Source organism: Nocardia sp. NPDC055029 (genome assembly GCF_053608525.1).
Map to the genome: position 1 here is coordinate 7,142 of NZ_JBSGVQ010000014.1, position 18,001 is coordinate 25,142.

The window sequence follows — 18,001 nt, forward strand, 5'->3', positions numbered from 1 at the left end:
ATGACGTAGGACTCCGGCCCGCGCAGGGCGACGACCGCGCGGTCGTCGCCCTGCGCCAGACAGAACCGGTTCACGTGGCCCTGGACCACCCACCGCAGCGCGATGATCCACTGCGGCCGGTTGAGCACCCGCAGGCGCTCGGCCAACTCGGGCGCCACCACCTCACCGAACAGCAGTTCGCGTTCGGTGAGGGCGGCCTCGGCAGCCTGCATGGCCGCGTCGTGCGCCGCGAGGTGGTCGTAGCGGCCCATGGCGTCGAGCACCACGGGCATCTCGTCGAACTGCAGCTTCTCCAGGAGGAACTGCATGTCGTCGAGCGAGAGCACGACGGCCTCGAGCAGTGATCCCCCGCTGCCCCCGCCGAGCACCGTCACTTGGCCGTTCCGGCGATGTCGGCGCCGATCACGCCTTCGGCGGTGTAGCGGCCATCGGTGAAGGCCTCGTTCGACGTGCCGTAGTCGATGGCGTCGTGCTCGTCGTCGTCCTCGCCGTCGGCCCGGTTGCCGAGCAGCGGGTTGGCCCCGGTGCCGGTGTTGCGCACGGGCGCGCTGTCGACGCGGGAGACGACCGACTCGCTGACCGGAGCGGCCGCGGGCGCGCTGGCGGCCGGAGCGCCCCAGCCCTCGGGCATCTTGAGCTGACCCGGCGCGAGCGAGACACCGCCGAGACCGGCCGCCGAGGTCGCCACGCCCGCCGCGGCACCGGCGGCGCCGACGCCGGCCATGGCGGGAACCGCGGCGGTGGCCGCGGGCATGGTCGCCGTGGTGGCGGCCGAGATGGCGGAGGCGCCGAGGTTGCCGACCGTGCCGACACCGCTGCTGACGACACCACCGGCGACATTGGCCGCCTGGGTGGCCGCGCTGACGACGCCGGGGTTGGTGACGAAGGCCTGCGCCGCGGCGACCGCGGTAGCCACCGGGTCACCACCGAAGTCGCCCTGGGCCGCGGTGCCCGCACCGCTGGCGATCGTCGGCGGCATCGAGAACTCGCCGGGCGTGGTGACGGTGGCCGTGGTGGCGGCCTCGTAGGTCTCCATCACCAGCGCGGCGCGGATGTCCATGGCGTGGCGAACGACCTCGGCGGCCTCGAACGCGCCGGAGACGACACCGGGCGGGTTGGCCGACGCGGCGACCGCGGTGTTGGTCGCGGCGATCTCGGGCAGGCTCGGCATCGCGAGCGAGGCAACGGTGTAGGCGGTGGCGTTGGCCGTGGCCTTGGCGCTCATCGCCGCGGCCATGATGCCCTGCTGGCCCGCCCAGGCGCCGAAGGGCGCGAGCTTGGCGAGCACGGCGAGGCCGTTGATGCCCTGCAGGCCGACGCCGACCTCGGCGATCACGCGCGTCACGGTGAAGGTGGCATCGCCCCAGGCGGCGGCCAGCGTGCCCCACGACGTGGCCGCGGCCGAGATCGGAATCGCGTGTGCGCCGGCGTTGAGTGTGGTCGAGTTGACTTCTGCCATGCGCGGCAGCCAGAAGACCCCGGTGATCCCTGCGGTCATGCTTGTTTCTCCCCTGAATGAATGATCGTCGACGGATCGGGTACGACTAGATCTGGATCGCGGTGATCGCCGCGCCTTGGGCGATGTCCTCGCCGATGTTGGTGACCAGCTGCGAGCGCAGAGTCGCGGCCGCGTGGTGCAGCTCGAGGATGCCCTGGGCGACCGAGCTGTCGTGCGTGGCGGCAGCCCTGTTGAAGTGCGACGCCGCGAGCAGCGACACTTCTTCGGCTCCCGAGGGGAGCACGTGCGTGGTCGGCCCGGCCAGGCCGGCGGCCACGGCGAGCCGCTCGGCGAGCAGATCCAGCTCCGCGGCTGCGGCGAGGACGATTTCAGGTGTGACGAGAACGTGTCCGACCATGACCCGACTCCTTCTGGTGGCGACTAACGGGAACCACGAGAATTCCCCCTACGAGTGATAGGACGCGAGAGCGGGTCGTTCGGTTCCATCGATTCCCCACCCAATTTTCGCTAGCCCCATCCCAGCTCATGCAACCGGTCGTCGTCAATCCCGAAATAGTGTGCTATTTCATGGATCACGGTGATCGCTACTTCCTCGACCACCTCGTCGTCGGTGTTGCAGATGTCGAGAATAGCCTCTCGATAGATGGTCACGGTATCCGGAAGCGAGCCCGCGTAGTAGCTGTCGCGATCGGTCAGCGCGATCCCGTGATACAGCCCGAGCAGCGAGGGTTCCTCGTCGTTCCTCGCCTCGACCAGCACAACGACATTGTCGATGGCCCCGGCCAGCTCGGGCGGGATCAGGTCGAGCGCGTCGCCGACCAGCTCCTCGAACCGATCCGGCGACATCCTGGCAGGCCCGGTCACCGCGGCTTCGGCTGCGGCGGCAGCGGTGCGGCGCCAGGCAGCGGCGCCGGGGTGGAGCGGCCGGTGTTCGGCGGCGGCACCGGTGCTTGCCCGTCGATCAAGATCTCGCCGCGCGCCGAACCGACGATCGGCGCGAAACCCTCACGGTCGGCGCCCTTTCCGAGCCAGCAATCCAGTTTGTGACTACCGGCAAGCCAACTGGTCGGTTCCAGATAGTCGAAGAACAGCGTCAGGGTCTTGTTCCGAATAGCGTCCGGGCTACCGAGATAGTCGCTGGAGAGCCGGTTGCATTCGGCCTCGACGAACTTGTCCTGATCGGCTTCCGATGGCGGTCCGCCGGTGAAGTTGGCCGCCAGGTCGACGGTGCCGACGATCTCGACCGCGTGCGGCTGCGCGCAGTCGACCGGATCGGTCGGCAGGTTCTGGTTGATGCCGAGGCAGGTGCCGGTCGCGTGCACCTTCGACTGGTCCTGACCCTCGATGCTGCCCGTCGCGGCCGGGCTCGCCGAGGTGCCTGCCACCTGCAGACCGCAGCGCAGCGTCCGATCGCCGTGCTGCCAGCCCGCCGGGCTCGGCGACATCACGTTGACCATGTACCGGCCGCGCGGATCGAAGCGCCCGCCCAGGTACCGCTGCACCGCCGGAACGCAGTGCTCGTCCCTGAGCTCGGTCATCCGCAGCGAGTCGGGGTGCCTGGTGCCGCCCGCGAACTCGCGGCCAGGGTAGGCACTGAGGTCGACGACCCCGGCCACCTCGAACAGGTGCTTGTCCCCGCAGTTCACCTTCACCAGGTCGCTGCGGTCGGCCTTGGTCCAGCTCAGGCAGTCGCCCTCGTTCGCGCTGCTGAACTCCTTGTCCCTGACCACCGGCGCCGACCCGGGCTGATGCGCCTCCAGGCCCGTGTCGTTCTCGAACCCGGTGACCACCATGGTGACCATCGCCGCGATCACCGCGCCCAGCGCGCCGATCAGCAGCCCCCACCGCAGTTTGTTCGCGGACAGGTGCAGCGAATCGGCGGCGCGGCGCTGCGCTGGTCTCTTGGCTGGTTCACTCTGCTGTTCAGACATCGCGGTCCATCATGGCAGCGAGGTGCTTGCCGTGCCACGACCTTGGGCCCGGAACGTTCCGTCCCGGGCCCAGGCTGAGGTCAGCCGCGGAGGGCGGAGGCGAAGATGCCGGGCAGGCGGGTGGGCTTTCCGTCGCCGTAGAACTCGGTCAGCTTGCGGCCGGTGGCCGTGCCGGTCTTGTTGGTGACGAACCACGGCGGCTTCGGCGTTGTGGTGAATTCGCCGCGCAGGATCGAGCGCGGTGCGGGCCGGAACGGGCCGCGCACCACGGTGCGTTCCACGTCGTCGAGCAGGAAGGCGTTGTGCACGACGCCGATACCGCTCTGGATGTCGTCGAGCGTGTGGCCGGGGAAGGCGCCCCAGCTCGCGCGCGGGGTCAGGAAGGCCAGACCGGTCCAGGCGTTGAGCGCGACGGTGCCGTAGCGCAGGTCCTCGATCGCGGTGTCGAGCTCGCCGCCCAGTTCCTTGATGGTCGCCGGGTGCGCGATGATGTTGGCCCCGAGCGTGCCCATCAGCTCCTCGTTGGCGAAATCGACCGCGTTGCGGAGGAACTCGTTACCGGTGCCCGTGAGCTCGACCACGCCGAGGACGGGGGAGAAGTACTCGGTGCGCAGCAGGGGGGTATCGCTGGTCGGCAGGTTCTCGACCAGGACCCGGCCGTTGGCGCGCTCGGAGCCGGGGTAGTCCGCCAGCGCGCCCTCGACCCGGCCGCCGCTGCCCGGGTAGTACGCGGGACGTGCCGGGGCGTTGTCGATCGCGGAACGCAGTTCGGTGAGGAACTGCTCCTTGAGCGGCCAGTCCGCGCTGAGCACCACGGTCTGGGCCGCCACGCAGTTGTAGCCGCCGTTGTGCAGCCGCTGGGTCGCCACGTGCTCGGCCTGGAACTTCAGGTCAGCCGCCGTCCAGTCGCCCGGGACGACGATGCACGGCGCGACGCCGCCGAGTTCGCTGGTGATCGGCTTGTCCAGCGCGGGCTCGCCGGTCTGCTTGCGCTGCGCGCCCTGCTCGCCGGGGCCCCACACGATCGCGTCGTGGGTGGGCGCGCCGCCGGTCATGTGCACGTGCGCGACCTGCGGGTGGGTGACCAGGTAGCCGCCCTCGGGCGCCCCACCGGTGAGGATGCGGACCGCGCCGATGGCGATGAACGGCGCGAAGATCGCCTGGAACACCGGTAGCAGCGGATCGGTGATCGGGTTGAGCTTGAGCGCGACGACCCGGTTGTTGGCGTAGAGCTCGTAGAGGGTGTCCAGCGGCGCGATCGACATGATGTTGCCCGCGCCGAGCACGGCCCCGACACCGCCGGTCGCGGCCGGGTCGAGCTGGGCCAGTCCCGCCTTGCGCCGCGCGGTCGCGGCGTCGACGCCAGGCCGCAGCCACACATCGGCGCTGAACCCGTTGAGCAGCAGCTTGTCGTAGCCGCTGTGCGGCAGCGCAGGCACCGACACGCGTCCGCCGGGCGCGGCACCGAACTCGACACCATCGAGCGGGCTCGCGCCGCGTTCGAGCGCGGCCATCGATTCGGCCAGCGCCTGCGCGCCGCCGAGCATCGTCATCGGCCCGGACATCCACTCCTCACCGAGCAGCGGGCTGTCGGCGGCCAGTTGCTTGATGGTGCGGGCGGCCGCGACCCAGGCCTCGGCATGGCGGGCGGTGAGCGCGTGGAGTTCCTCGAGCAGTTCGCGGCGGCGACGCAGATCCGTCGTGGCCCAGGTCTTCTCCCCTTGTGTGAGATCGGCGAGTGCGTTGTCGATGACGGCGGTGTCGAAAGTAGTACTCACACCGGCAACTATGCCCCTGTTCCGGCCACAAGGCATCAGCTACTAGGCTGTTTTCCTATGATCGACCTCCGATTCCTGCGCGAGAACCCGGAAGCCGTCCGAGCCTCGCAGCGGGCCCGCGGTGAGGACCCCGCTCTCGTCGACGCGCTGCTCGAAGCCGACGCCGCTCGCCGGGCCGCCGTCGCCACCGCCGACACGCTGCGTGCCGAGCACAAGGCGATGGGCAAGGTGATCGGCAAGGCGAGCAAGGAGGAGCGCCCGGCGCTGCTGGCCGCCGCGACCGACATGTCCGCGAAGGTCAAGGAGGCCGAGGTCGCGCAGAACGCGGCCGACGCCGACCTCGACGCCGCGCACCGCGCCATCTCCAACGTGGTGCAGGAGGGCGCGCCCGCCGGTGGCGAGGACGACTACATCGTGCTCGAGACGGTCGGCACCCCGCCGGAGTTCGACTTCGAGCCCAAGGATCACCTCGAGCTCGGCGAGTCGCTCGGCCTGATCGATATGGAGCGCGGCGCCAAGGTGTCGGGCTCGCGGTTCTACTTCCTCACCGGCGCGGGCGCGCTGCTGCAGCTCGGCCTGTTGCAGCTGGCCGCGCAGAAGGCCGTCGCCAACGGCTTCACCATGATGATCCCGCCGGTGCTGGTGCGCCCGGAGATCATGGCGGGCACCGGCTTCCTCGGTCAGCATTCGGCCGAGGTCTACCACCTGGCCGACGACGACCTGTACCTCGTCGGCACCTCGGAGGTGCCGCTGGCCGGCTACCACGCCGAGGAGATCCTCGACCTGAGCGCGGGCCCGAAGCGGTACGCGGGCTGGTCGTCGTGTTTCCGGCGCGAGGCGGGTAGCTACGGCAAGGACACCCGCGGCATCATCCGCGTGCACCAGTTCGACAAGGTGGAGATGTTCGTCTACACCACCCCCGAGCAGGCCGATGCCGAGCATCAGCGCTTGCTGGCGTGGGAGCGCGAGATGCTGGCCGCGATCGATGTGCCCTACCGGGTGATCGATGTGGCCGCGGGCGATCTGGGCAGCTCGGCGGCCCGCAAATTCGACTGCGAGGCCTGGGTCCCGACCCAGCAGACCTATCGCGAGCTCACCTCCACCTCGAACTGCACCACCTTCCAGGCGCGCAGGCTCTCGGTCCGCTACCGGGACGAGAACGGAAAGGCGCAGGTCGCGGCCACGCTGAACGGCACGCTGGCGACCACGCGCTGGATCGTGGCGATTCTGGAGAACCATCAGCAGGCCGACGGTTCGGTGCGGGTTCCCGCGGCGCTGGTGCCGTTCGTCGGCACCGACGTACTGAAACCGTAGAGCCCTTTTGGCAAACGCCCTGACCGAACAACATCTAGGCTGGTGCTCGTGCGAGGAATCGGGGCGCGCGGCGATACCCGAACCCGGGTGCGGGCGGCATCGGCGTTGGCGACGGCGAAGGTCATGGCCAGGACAACGGGGGCGTTCTACGTCCTCGGCGGTGTCCTCGGCCTGACGATCACTGCCATCGCACCGGGTGACGACGGTAATCGGCTGCTGGTCGGTACGGCGGCGGCGGTCGCGCTGGTGCTCGGTCTGACGTTGCTGGCGTGGGGTCCGCGGATGCCACACACCCTGCACCACCTCTACCTGGCGACCGCGACCGTCCTGGTGACGATCGCGGTGCACTCCTTCCCGAACCTGGTCGGCGGCATCACGCTGGCCTCGTTCTATGTCTTCGTCGCCTGCGATGCCGCGCTGTTCTTCGCCTGGCCGCAGGCCGCCGCGCACATCGGTTTCGCCATGGCGCTGTGCCTGTGGGTGCTGCCCGACCGTGGCCTGCCCTGGTGGTCGGGCATGATCCCGGCCGGCGTCACCTTCGGCGCGGGCGTTGTCGTCGGCATCCTGACCAGGATGGCCTCGGACGCCGACATAGACGTGCTCACCGGTCTGCTGAACCGGCGCGGTTTCGAGAAGCAGCTCAACCCCGCGATCGACGCGGCGGGCCGTGGCGGTCAGGGCCTTGCCCTGGTCCTGGTCGACCTCGACCGCTTCCAGAAGATCAACGATCACCTCGGCCACCGCGCCGGTGACGCGGTACTCCAGCGGGTAGCCGACACCTGGCTCGACCTGCTCGCCCCCGATCAGGTGCTGGCCCGCTTCGGTGGCGACGTCTTCGCGCTGCTGCTGCCCGGCACCACCGAGCAGGCCGCGATCCTGCTCACCGAGAAACTGCGCGCCGCGGTGACCATGGGCTGTTCGGCCGGTGTCACCTCCTGGCAGCCGGGCGAATCCGGTTCGCTGCTGATCAGCCGCGCCGATGTCGGCCTGTACCGGGCCAAGCAGGCAGGCCGCAACCGCACGGTGCTCGAGTCGTCGCGGCAGTTGCCGCTGGCGGTGGAGTTGCGCGAGGCGATCGACCGCGGCGCCCTCGACGTGCACTACCAGCCGATCGTCAGCTTGACCGAGGACGGCGGCCAGGCGGTCGGTGTCGAGGCGCTGCTGCGCTGGTCGTCGAACGCCCAGCCCGAGGTCACCACCGAGGGCCTGATCCGGGTCGCCGAGGAATACGACCTCATCTCCGACCTGGACGAGCTGGTCCTGCGCCGCGCCTGCGCCGACGCCGCCCGCCTGCAGGAGAGCTTCGCCTCGCTCGATCTGACCCTCAACGTCAACGTCTCCGGCCTGGAGCTGGCCGAACCCGATTACGCCGAGCGGGTCGCGACCATCCTGAACGACACCGGCTGGCCCGCCGACCAGCTCGTCCTCGAGGTCACCGAGAGTGAACTGGCCGCCGAATCGCAGACCGCGATCACCAACCTGCACACCCTGCGCGACCGTGGCGTTCGCATCGCCATCGACGATTTCGGCACCGGCTACTCCTCGCTGAGCCGCCTGGCCACCATTCCCAGCGACATCCTCAAGGTCGACCAGTCCTTCGTCGCCGCGATCCGCTCCGATTCGCCTGCCCCGCCGCTGCTCGGCGTCATCGCCGCGCTCAGCAAGTCGCTGGATCTGCAGGTCATCGCGGAGGGCGTGGAGACCGAATACCAGGCGGCGGTGCTCACCGAGCTCGGCTTCGCGCTGGCCCAGGGCTACCACTACAGCGATTCGCATCCGGTCTCGGAACTGATCAACGACCTCAACGACGGCAAACCCGGGATCGCCGCCACCACCACCACCGACGACGACGATTCGCTGTCCGCGAGCGGCTGGATCCCCCTCGGATAATCGCTTGACGCACCGCGCGTGCGCGGCGAACCATGGACGCATGCGCATGCTCATCTACGGCTGTTGATCTGCGGAGCTCCGGCGACTCGGTGCGGCGGTGGTGGCACGGTTGACCCGTGAGCCGGTCGGCGTCCGCGGTGTCGCCATTCGCGCGGTCCTGTTCAAGGGCACGCGCGACCTCCTGCCGATCTATGCCCTCTACGGCGTGCTGTTCGCCGATCACGGCCTGAGCACGGCGCAGATTTCCCTGTTGCTCGCCCTCTGGTCGGTGACCGCGTTCGTGCTGGAGGTTCCGTCGGGCGCGTGGGCCGACACCGTCTCCCGGCGTGCGCTGCTGGTCCTGAGCTCTCTCCTGCAGGCGACCTGCTTCGCCCTCTGGATGCTGGCGCCGTCGTTCCTCGGCTTCGCGCTGGGATTCGTGGTGTGGGGTGTCGCCTCGTCCCTGGAATCGGGCACCTTCGAGGCGCTGATCTACGACGACCTCGTCGCCCGCGGCGAACCGTCGGCCTACGCCTCGATCATGGGCTGGGCGCGTGGCGCGCAGGAAACCACGGTGCTGGTGGCGATTCTGGCGGCCGCGCCACTGTTCGCGCTGGGTGGTTATCCGCTGGTCGGCTGGGTCAGTGTCGGTATCGCCGTACTGCACACCCTGACCGCCGTCGCGCTGCCGAACGCGCCGGTCGCCATCTCCGCGGGCGCCGTCGACGACCTCGACGACGAGCCGCCGGGGTCAGCCGGGCCACACGTCGTCCCCGGGTCGGCGCAGTCGATGTCCGGCGCCGAGCCGGGTGGACTGTCCCGCTACCTCACCATGCTGCGCACCGGCACCGCCGAGGCGTTCCGTGTCCGCCGGGTTCGCCGGGGAGTCCTGTTGGGCGCCTTGCTCTATGGCGTCACGGCCTTCGACGAGTACTTCGGTCTGCTCGCCGTCTCCGGCGGCGCTTCGACCAGCACCTCCGCCCTGCTGGTCGCCGTCACGGTAGCGGGATCGCTCGTGGGTTCCGTGCTGGCGGGCCGCACCGAAGTCGTTCCGGCCCGCTGGCTGGCCGTCGCGCTGTTCGTCGCCGGAATCCTGTTCATCGCGGGCTCGCTGGCGGTAGGCGCCGCACTCACGGCGGGTCCGTGGCTGCTGTGGGCCGGTTTCGCAGGCATCGGCATCGCCTACGGCATCGACTTCAACATCGAGGTGGTGGCGGGCGCCCGCCTGCAGGCCGCCATCGAGGGCCGTGCCCGCGCGACCGTCCTGTCCTTCTCCGGCCTGCTCTCGGAGATCGTCGCCCTGCTGGTCTTCGGCTTCGTCGCCGCGGCCACCCAGTGGCTGACGATGTCGGCCACGATCGCCGCGCTCGGCACGGTCCTGCTCGTCTCCGCGCTGCTCACCCCGAGCTGGCTGCCGCCACGAGCCGCCGACGACTGATCACCACCGCAGCATCGGCAGCGGACGAGCGGGATGGCGCACAAGGTGCCGGAGGCCGCTGCGGACGAGAAACCGATGGAAACCTGCATAGGGAAACCGCTCGACGACCTGCGCGACGAACTCCGCGTCGATGCGGCCACGCAGCAGTCCGTGGCCGACATCGACGCGATCGGCCAGCCGGAACGTCTCGACCAGCGGATCCGCCCGCGCCACGAGGCCGTGATGGTCGAGCACCATCGTCCGCACGAGTTCCGGATCCGCGATCCCGAATTCGGCCGCGAACTCGTCGACCAGGCCTGCCGATGGCGTGAGGTAGTCGAATGTTCCCGCCGTCCAGATCCCGAGATCATGGACGGCCCAGGCCAGGGCGGCGGTGTCGGGCAGTTCTCCGTCGAGCAGCTCCCACTGGTAGTTGGCGCAGCGATAGACGTGATTACGGTAGGTCTGTTCGTCCTGGCCGAGAGCCGAGCGGTGGCGTGCAAGCACCGCGTCGATCACCGGATGGGACTGCATCGGAACCATGGCCACTGACATCGTTTCGCCTCCTGACGAACCATCCGGAAAGCCGCTGAAGTCGCAGGCCAGTCTACTGTCGAAAGCTACGGCGGCGAGCTGACGGAAGGACGCGGTGGTCGGGCGCAACGGTCTCGGTTCGGTCTTCGGATTCTGCATCGGCGCCGGTGTCGCGGTGCAGGGCCGGATCAACGGCGCGCTCGGCGCCGAGCTGGGTGACGGTGTAGCGGCCGCCACCATCAGCTTCGGCACCGGCCTGATCGTGCTGCTGATCGCCTTGGCGGCCAGCCCGGCCTTCCGCGCCGGTCTCGCGAGCGTACGCACCGCCGTCGCCGACGGCACCGTGCGGCCGTGGCAGCTGCTCGGCGGTCTGTGCGGCGCGTTCTTCGTGGCGAGTCAGGGACTCACGATCGCCGCCATCGGCGTCACCGCGTTCACCGTGGCGGTCGTCGCCGGTCAGCTGCTCAGCAGCCTCGTCGTCGACCGCCTCGGCATCGCCCCGCACGGCCGGACATCGATTACTCCGTGGCGGGTGGTCGCCGCCGTCCTCGGCATCCTCGGCGTCTTCCTTTCGGCGGGCGGCGATTCCACCCCGGCCACCGCGGCGACCGGGGTGTCCGATGCCCTGCTCATCGTGCTGCCCGCGCTGGCAGGCATCGGCCTGGCCTGGCAGCAGGCGGTGAACGGCCGGGTCGGCGCGGTCGGCGGTCCCTTCCCGGCCACCCTGATCAACTTCGCCGTCGGCCTGGTCGCGCTCTGCCTGTTCGACGTGTACACCCTCATCCGCAACGGCCTGCCGACCACCTTCCCCACCGAACCCTGGCTCTACCTCGGCGGCCTGATCGGCGTCGCCTTCATCGCCCTGGCTGCCGTCACCGTCGGCCTGATCGGCGTCCTCCTGCTCGGCCTGACCTCCGTCGCAGGCCAGCTCGTCGCCGCCCTGCTGCTCGACGCCCTCGACGGAAAACTCTCCACCACAGCAGTTCTCAGCTGCCTGATCGTCCTCGCCGCGGTCCTGGTTGCGAGCAGATCGTCGAGCGCCTACCAGTCCCCGACCACCCACCGCTGAACCTTGCGACTTCGGACCGATGGACGCGGATGTTAGGTTGCTGGAATCGAGTTGGGGGAGTGCCGAAGTGATCGAACCACTGTCGCCGGACGAGCCGGCGTCCGTCGGCCGCTTCCGGATCCTCGGTGTTCTCGGGGCAGGCGGTATGGGCCGGGTCCTGCTCGGCGTCGGCCCGGACGGCAGGTTCGTCGCGGTCAAGCAGATCCATGCGCACCTGGTAGGCGACAACGAGTTCCGGGCCAGGTTCGAACGGGAGATCCGCGTATCGATGCGGGTATCCGGCGCCTTCACCGCCGCGCTCATCGACTTCGAACTCACCGGTCCGACCCCGTGGCTGGCGTCGGTGTTCATTCCCGGCGTTCCGCTCGACCGGGCGATCGCGTCATTCGGTCCGCTGCCGGTACCTGCGCTGCGCACGCTCGCTTCCGGCCTGGCCTCGGCGCTGCACTCGATCCATGGCACCGGCCTGATTCATCGCGATCTCAAGCCCGCCAATGTGATTCTCGCGGCCGACGGCCCGCGCGTCATCGATTTCGGCATCGCGTACTCCGCGGAAGCAGGCGGGCTGCGCACCGAGACCGGCGCGGTGGTCGGCTCGCCCGCCTTCATGTCGCCCGAGCAGGCGAACGGTACGGCGGTCACCGCGGCGAGCGACATCTTTTCGTTCGGCGCCCTGCTGTTCATGGCTGCCACCGGCGCCAGTCCGTTCGCGGCATCGTCGGCGCCCTACACGCTGTTCAATGTCGTACACACCGAACCCGCCATCGACCGGGTGCCGCCGGAGCTGCGTGGCCTGATCGGCGCGTGCTTGGCGAAGGACCCGCGCCTCAGGCCGTCGCCGACGCAGGTCCTCGATCACCTGGGTGTGCTGCCGGTTCAAGCCAGTCCGTGGCCCGCGGCCATCGGCGCGGAGATCGGCACGCGCACCGCACAGTTGACCGCGTTCACCGCTGATCCCTCGACAACCCAGATCATCTCGCCTGTCCGCCCGGCACCCGAGCCCGCGCCGCCGCGGCGGACCTCGAACCGAATCCGGTGGGCCGCGGCGGCCACCGCTGTCGTTGCCGCCGCCGCGGTGGCAGTGGTCCTGACGCGCGGCGACGCCGCGCCAACGACGGACCCCGATATCGCTCCGGTGGCCTTTCCGACGCTGGCGCAGGCTCGCGGCACCGACACCTGCGCCTGGCTGCGCGCCGCCCTCGGCGACCAGCTGCCCGCCGAGCTGGCCGACGCGGGCCCGAAGGCCACGGCGGCCTGGAACTGGCAGCCCACCTCGACGTGGGGTTGCGACGGCGACGCGGACACCGGCAGCCTCACTGTCGAGATCGGCACGCGCATGGACGGATTCACGCCCACCGGCACCAGGGTCGCGGGACACCCGCTGCTCCGCCGTGGTACCGGGTGCGCGGTCGGTCTCGACAGCGGCGACCAGACGAACCGCTGGGGTGTCACGGTCGACGCGTCGACGCCTCGCGCGTGCGCCCTGTCCGAATACACCCTCGGACGCCTGGCCGCGGCCTTCGGCACGCTGCCCCGCGATCCCGACGAGGGTCGTTCGCTGGCCGCGCTCGAACCGTGCGCGCTGGTGGGAGAACCGGATTCGGGGGTGCTGCCCGCCCCTGGCGCGGCACACCCGGTCGGTGCGCACGGCTGCGAATGGAAAGGCACCGGGCAGCTGCGCATCACCCTGTCCCAACCCAGACAACGTGATCTCGGGTTCACGGCCAAACCGGTGGACCTCGGTGACGGCATCACCGCGTGGACGCCGTCCGGCGTCGGCAACTCGCTCAACGAATGCACCCGGTTGTACCGGCATCGCCCGGTCGGCGACACTTTCGTCGAACTGGTTTCGGTGGAGCTCAGCGACCCGTCGCGGCGTCCCGAACAGCTGTGTCCCGCAGCCGAGTCCGTGGTGCGAACGATCGTCGGCCGCCTGCCCGCGCGATGATCGCGCACCACGGCAGCCGCGCGGCCGCCGCCGCACAGTGATAGTTTCGGCAGTGGATTCGGGAGGAGCGGGCGCGCGAGTCATAGCGCCCGGAGGGGTTGGCATGCTGTTTCGATCGCGCCGCGTCGCGGCGCTCATTGCCCTCGTCTGCCTCACCGGCACAGCCTGTGGCGACACCACGACCGTCGACACCGGCAGTTATCCCACCCAACCGGTCCCTGGCGACTACGACGACGCGCCCAGCCTCGGCCGCGGCATTCTCGTCGAATCGCTGCGTCTCGGCGAGCGGATCGTGCAGGCCGACCGGATCGACCCCGAACTGACCGAGAGCCGCGGTGGCGGTGTGCAAGCCGACCACCTGGGCGTCAGCGACATGCTGTCGGGTCCGCAGCGCATGGCGTTGCAGGAGTTCGAGGTCATGGCCGGGTTCGGCGCCATCGCGGGCAATACTGCGCTCAACAACGAGAAGGCCGACAAATCACTGGCCGTCACGGTGCTGGCCTTCGCCGATGAGCCGACGGCGGCCCGCGCCGCCCAGGCCATGGCCGGGGCGGACTTCGGGGCCAACGAAGGCAACGCGCCGTTGCCGCTGCCGAATTTTCCCGCCGCGCTGACTCATTGGCGCCCCGGTGTGCCGACCATCGGAAGCTGGATGGTGTGGAAGAACCACGTCATCCGGGTCTTCGCGAAGATCGTCGACCCGAACGAAGGTCAGCTCGTCGACCTGGCACAGCGGGTCTACACCGCCCAGCTGAGTGAACTCGACAGCTACACACCGACTCCCGTCACCGACCTGCCCGCGCTGAAGCTCGATCCCGACCGGCTGCTGACCCGGCTCGTGCCGACCGCCGATCGGTATCCGGACGCGAAGGAGTTCGCGGTCTACAGTCCGCGCGCTTTCGCCCTGCTGGTGTCCGAACCCGGCCCGCGGTATCGGGCTTATCGCGAGTACGGCGTCACCGCTGTCGCGGTGTCGCACAACAAGTTCCTGTTCCGGCTCGGCGCCGCGGAGAAGGTGACATCCCTGCTCGGCTACCAGCGGGACACCGTGCTCGGCGACCGCTATGTAGCGATGTCCGGCCTGCCAGGGCTGCCCCAGGTGCAGTGCTATCGGGCGCTGCGCCCGGACACCGCTTCTCGCGCGGCGATCCGGTACGAGTGCCTGGTCCCGCACGGCGAGGTCCTCGCGGTCGTGCGCAGCAATCAGGAAACCGATGTCCGGCAGCTGGCCGCGGCGCAATACCTGGCCCTGGGGGGTACGCAGTGACGATGCTGGAGCCGTTGACTCCCGAGGATCCCGAACAGCTCGGCAGGTACCGCATGCTCGCCGTCATCGGTCGCGGCGGGATGGGCGTGGTGCTGCTGGGGCGAGCTCCGGACGGCAGGCTGGTCGCGGTCAAGCAGATCCACCGCAACCTCACCGGCAGCCCCGAGTTCCGGGCCAGGTTCCATCGCGAGGTCGTCGCCTCACAGCAGGTTACCGGCGCCTATACCGCTGGGGTGCTCGGTTACGACACCGAGGCCGAGAATCCCTGGCTGGCCTCGGAATACATCGCGGGTCCGGCGCTGCAGGAGGCCGTCGAGAAGTTCGGCGGACTCACCCAGGGCGGGCTGAAACTGCTGCTCACCGGCCTGGCCATGGCACTGCTGGAAATCCATCGCACCGGACTGGTGCACCGTGATCTCAAACCGAGCAACATCCTGCTCACCAATGACGGCCCGCGCGTCATCGATTTCGGCATCGCCCGCGCGCTGGAAGACGACGTGGCCCTCACGGCCACCGGCGCGGTGATCGGCTCACCCGCGTACATGTCGCCGGAGCAGGCCGAATGCCGTCCGCTCACCGCGGCGAGCGATGTCTTCTCGCTCGGCGTCATCCTGGCCATGGCGGCCACCGGCGCCAGCCCGTTCCGCGGCACATCGACCCCGCAGATCCTCTACAACGTCCTGTACACGAACCCGGACACCAGCGCGGTCCCCGAGCCGTTCCGCGGCATCGTCGACGCCTGTCTGGCCAAGGACCCCGGTCAGCGACCCACCCCCGACCAACTACTCGAGGCCGCCGAGCGGATCCCTGTCGAGCCGGTCTGGCCCTCCCGGGTGCGTAAGCGGATCGCCGAGTACGGCGACGAATCGAACTCCTGGGCCGACGGCACCGCGCGCACCGTCCCGGTCGCCGCGGCCACGCCGGCGAAACGGCGCTGGAGTCCGGCCCGGGTCGCTGCGGCCGCCGCCACGGTGGCCCTGCTCGTGCTGGCCGCCACGTTCGCCTGGGGTACCGGCATGCGGGGCAAGGCCGAGCCGATGGCCGACCCGCCGCTGGCCTTGACCGCCGAGGAAGCCCGGCTGATCGACCCGTGTGGGCTGGTCGGCCCCGACGTCATCGGCGATCTCGGCGAGCATTCGGGCACCCTGACCGTGAACGCGTACGGCTGCGGCACCGGGCTGGTCGAACCGAGTGGCCGCAAGATCGGCATCGACCTGAGTGTCACCATCTCGCCGGGTTCGAACGATACGCCGATGGGTACCACCATCGGCTGGATGCCGGTGCTCGGCAGCAACAGAGAAGCCCGGATCTGCCATCGGTCGGTGGTCGCCCAGAGCGGAACGCCGATCGCGGTCTGGTTGCAGACGCACGCCGATACGGGCGATTCCTGTCCGGTCGCCGAGCGGGCGCTGAGCGCTGTGGTGCGCAAGCTCTCGGTGAATCCGCCGATGCGGAAGGGAATACCGGCCGAATCGGCATTTCGGATCGAACCCTGTGCGCTGCTGGATCGTTCGGTGAACCTGGCCGTGGTCGGTGATCCGGCGAAACTGGAGCTCTCGACCGCGCACGGATGCACCGTGTCGGGTCGGGAGTGGTTCATGAACTTCTCGTTCGAGGAGAAGCTGCGGCCGGATCTGCACTCCGCGAAAGCCCTGCCGACCAGGGAGATCGCGGGCCGCACCGTCTATGTCGACGATCTCGGCTGGCGCTGCTATCTGACCGTCATGTTGCGCCCGACTCGCGCGGGCTATGCCGAAGTGCTCGCCATCGACGTGCACGCCTGGCGCGACCGGCAACGCGTCGGCGCCTGCGATCGCGCCGCCCAGTCCCTCACCTCCGTACTAGCGAAACTGCCGAAGTCATGATGTTCGAACCGCTGCCACCGGATGATGCGCGCCGGATCGGGCGCTACCGGCTCCTCGCCACGCTGCATCCCACTGCGGTGTTCCGCACCTATCTCGGCGCGGGAGCGGATGACCAGCTGTATCTCGTCCAGCAACCGGCTGCCGCGCAACCGGTCGACAGGCAGTTCCGTATCCGATTGCGGCACAGCGCGGTCGCCGCGTCACGGACCGTCCACCCGGCCGCGGACATCTTCGCGCTCGGCTCGATCCTCGCCTTCGCCGCGTCCGGCAAGACCCCGTTCGCCGCGCCGTCGGTGGCGTACACGCTGTTCAACATCGCCCAACGCGACCCCGCGCTCGACGCGGTGCCCACCGAGTTGCGCGAACTCATCTGGGGCTGCCTGCGCAAGGAACCCGCCGACCGGCCGACACCGGGTCAGATCCTGCGGTATCTCGGGCCAGGTTCCGCGCCGGCTTGGCCCGCGCCGGTCGCAGCGGACATCGACGGTGTCCGGCAGCGGTGCGCGGCGCTGGTCGCCACGGCACCGGCCGACGAACCGGTCCCACGCGGCCTTTCGTTCGCGCGGGTCGCCGGTGCCGTGCGCTCCGGGTGGACGGAGTCGCGTCGCCGCTGGGCCGGAGCGAGCAGGCGTCAGCGAGCCGCGGTCGCGGTGGGAACGGCGGCGTGCCTGGTGGTCGCCGGAGGCACCGCCGTGGTCGCCGCGACGGTGGCAGACGACCAACCGCTCGCCGCGCTCACCGGCCTCAGCCTGGCCGAGCTGCGCACCATCGACGGGTGTGCGTGGCTGGACCGGGCCATCGATGGTCCGGTCGGTGTGGCGCCGACCCCGATTCCCGAGGCCGACTGGAAGCTGCAACCGACGTCGGGCTGGGGCTGTAGCGCGTCCTACCGCGCGCAGACGATCTATCTCGACCTCGGCGCGCAGTATCGGGAACCAGGCAGGGAAACCGTCCTCGCCGACGGCGAGATCGATGGCGTGCCCATCCGGCATGTCTCGCCCACCTCCTGCGGCCGGGTCATCGCGAGCCCCGGCGCCGAGTCCCAGGCGGGGATCTCGGTGTGGATCAGCTCGAGCGCCAAGGAATGCGGGACCGCGACCGACGAACTGATCGCCGGCCTTGCCCGCACGCTCGACTCGGCCCCACGACGTTCCGGCGACCAACCGAACTCGCTGGCGACCGTCGCACCCTGCGATCTCTTGGACAAGGCCGTGATCGATCAGGCGGTCGGCCCGCTCCCGGCCGCGCCGACCGTCGCCGACGCGCATACCTGTACCTGGGACGGCCAGGTCGCGGTGTCGATCGAATTGCAGCGCGACGTGAAGCTGAAAGATCCGGAGACGACCACCGTCGACGGGGTCGATCTGGTGCTCGTGCGCGGTGGCGGCTCCAGCTGCGCGCGCGGCTATCGCAACCCCGGCGCCGACCTCGAGTTCGTCGAGGTCTCCGTGCGCGGTGGCGACGGCCGCAGCGAAGCCTATTGCCGGCTGGCCACGACGGTTCTCCGGGCCGCGGTCGATCGGTTGCCCGTTCGCTGATCCGCGTCAGTG

15 protein-coding genes are annotated in these 18,001 nt (G+C 69.8%); 8 read left to right on the top strand and 7 right to left on the bottom strand.

The features are described from left to right. The 6 genes from ACWF9G_RS14975 to ACWF9G_RS15000 all read right to left on the bottom strand — a co-directional run. Positions 1 to 374 (bottom strand): ESX secretion-associated protein EspG (locus ACWF9G_RS14975; protein WP_452515802.1); only part of this gene is annotated, 374 nt, incomplete at its 3' end. After that, the gene (locus ACWF9G_RS14980; protein WP_379306423.1) at positions 371 to 1,498 is read right to left on the bottom strand and encodes a PPE family protein; all 1,128 of its coding nucleotides are present in this window, start codon (positions 1,496 to 1,498) and stop codon (positions 371 to 373) included. The genes ACWF9G_RS14975 and ACWF9G_RS14980, both read right to left, overlap by 4 nt. 46 nt (positions 1,499 to 1,544) lie before the next feature. After that, positions 1,545 to 1,856 carry a PE family protein gene (locus ACWF9G_RS14985; protein ID WP_218717458.1) on the bottom strand — a complete coding sequence of 104 codons (312 nt, stop codon included), beginning with the start codon at positions 1,854 to 1,856 and terminating at the stop codon, positions 1,545 to 1,547. 110 nt (positions 1,857 to 1,966) lie between these two features. Continuing rightward, positions 1,967 to 2,305: a metallopeptidase family protein gene (locus ACWF9G_RS14990; protein WP_379306421.1), complete on the bottom strand. Its 339-nt coding sequence runs from the start codon at positions 2,303 to 2,305 to the stop codon at positions 1,967 to 1,969. Between the two features lie 14 nt (positions 2,306 to 2,319). After that, positions 2,320 to 3,390 (bottom strand): septum formation family protein, encoded by a 1,071-nt coding sequence (locus ACWF9G_RS14995; RefSeq protein ID WP_379306419.1) that lies wholly within the window; start codon positions 3,388 to 3,390, stop codon positions 2,320 to 2,322. A gap of 80 nt (positions 3,391 to 3,470) precedes the next feature. Further along, entirely contained in the window at positions 3,471 to 5,168 is a 1,698-nt protein-coding gene (locus ACWF9G_RS15000) for an aldehyde dehydrogenase family protein (RefSeq protein ID WP_452515805.1), read from the bottom strand. Positions 5,169 to 5,225: 57 nt separating this feature from the next. Here ACWF9G_RS15000 and serS point away from each other — a divergent pair, with 57 nt between their 5' ends. The 3 genes from serS (at position 5,226) to ACWF9G_RS15015 (ending at position 9,789) form a co-directional block, all read left to right on the top strand. Further along, entirely contained in the window at positions 5,226 to 6,482 is a 1,257-nt protein-coding gene (gene serS / locus ACWF9G_RS15005) for a serine--tRNA ligase (protein WP_379306417.1), read from the top strand. A 48-nt stretch (positions 6,483 to 6,530) separates the two neighbouring features. After that, positions 6,531 to 8,372 (top strand): putative bifunctional diguanylate cyclase/phosphodiesterase, encoded by a 1,842-nt coding sequence (locus ACWF9G_RS15010; protein ID WP_452515807.1) that lies wholly within the window; start codon positions 6,531 to 6,533, stop codon positions 8,370 to 8,372. Between the two features lie 100 nt (positions 8,373 to 8,472). After that, positions 8,473 to 9,789, top strand: coding sequence for an MFS transporter (locus ACWF9G_RS15015; protein WP_379306413.1), 1,317 nt, complete (start codon positions 8,473 to 8,475; stop codon positions 9,787 to 9,789). Here the strand turns inward: ACWF9G_RS15015 and ACWF9G_RS15020 are convergent, their stop codons facing one another. Next, positions 9,790 to 10,311, bottom strand: a complete 522-nt coding sequence (locus ACWF9G_RS15020) for a hypothetical protein (RefSeq protein WP_452515938.1) — start codon at positions 10,309 to 10,311, stop codon at positions 9,790 to 9,792. It abuts the gene before it with no gap. Between the two features lie 106 nt (positions 10,312 to 10,417). Here ACWF9G_RS15020 and ACWF9G_RS15025 point away from each other — a divergent pair, with 106 nt between their 5' ends. From ACWF9G_RS15025 to ACWF9G_RS15045, 5 genes are all read left to right on the top strand, one after another. Continuing rightward, entirely contained in the window at positions 10,418 to 11,371 is a 954-nt protein-coding gene (locus tag ACWF9G_RS15025) for a DMT family transporter (RefSeq protein WP_452515810.1), read from the top strand. Positions 11,372 to 11,438: 67 nt separating this feature from the next. Then, positions 11,439 to 13,319, top strand: coding sequence for a protein kinase domain-containing protein (locus tag ACWF9G_RS15030; protein ID WP_452515811.1), 1,881 nt, complete (start codon positions 11,439 to 11,441; stop codon positions 13,317 to 13,319). Positions 13,320 to 13,422: 103 nt separating this feature from the next. Beyond that, positions 13,423 to 14,586 carry a DUF7373 family lipoprotein gene (locus ACWF9G_RS15035; RefSeq protein ID WP_452515813.1) on the top strand — a complete coding sequence of 388 codons (1,164 nt, stop codon included), beginning with the start codon at positions 13,423 to 13,425 and terminating at the stop codon, positions 14,584 to 14,586. A 2-nt stretch (positions 14,587 to 14,588) separates the two neighbouring features. Next, positions 14,589 to 16,451: a serine/threonine-protein kinase gene (locus ACWF9G_RS15040; RefSeq protein WP_452515815.1), complete on the top strand. Its 1,863-nt coding sequence runs from the start codon at positions 14,589 to 14,591 to the stop codon at positions 16,449 to 16,451. Further along, the gene (locus ACWF9G_RS15045; protein WP_452515817.1) at positions 16,448 to 17,989 is read left to right on the top strand and encodes a hypothetical protein; all 1,542 of its coding nucleotides are present in this window, start codon (positions 16,448 to 16,450) and stop codon (positions 17,987 to 17,989) included. Before ACWF9G_RS15040 ends, ACWF9G_RS15045 begins: the two co-directional genes overlap by 4 nt. Positions 17,990 to 18,001: the final 12 nt, after the last annotated feature.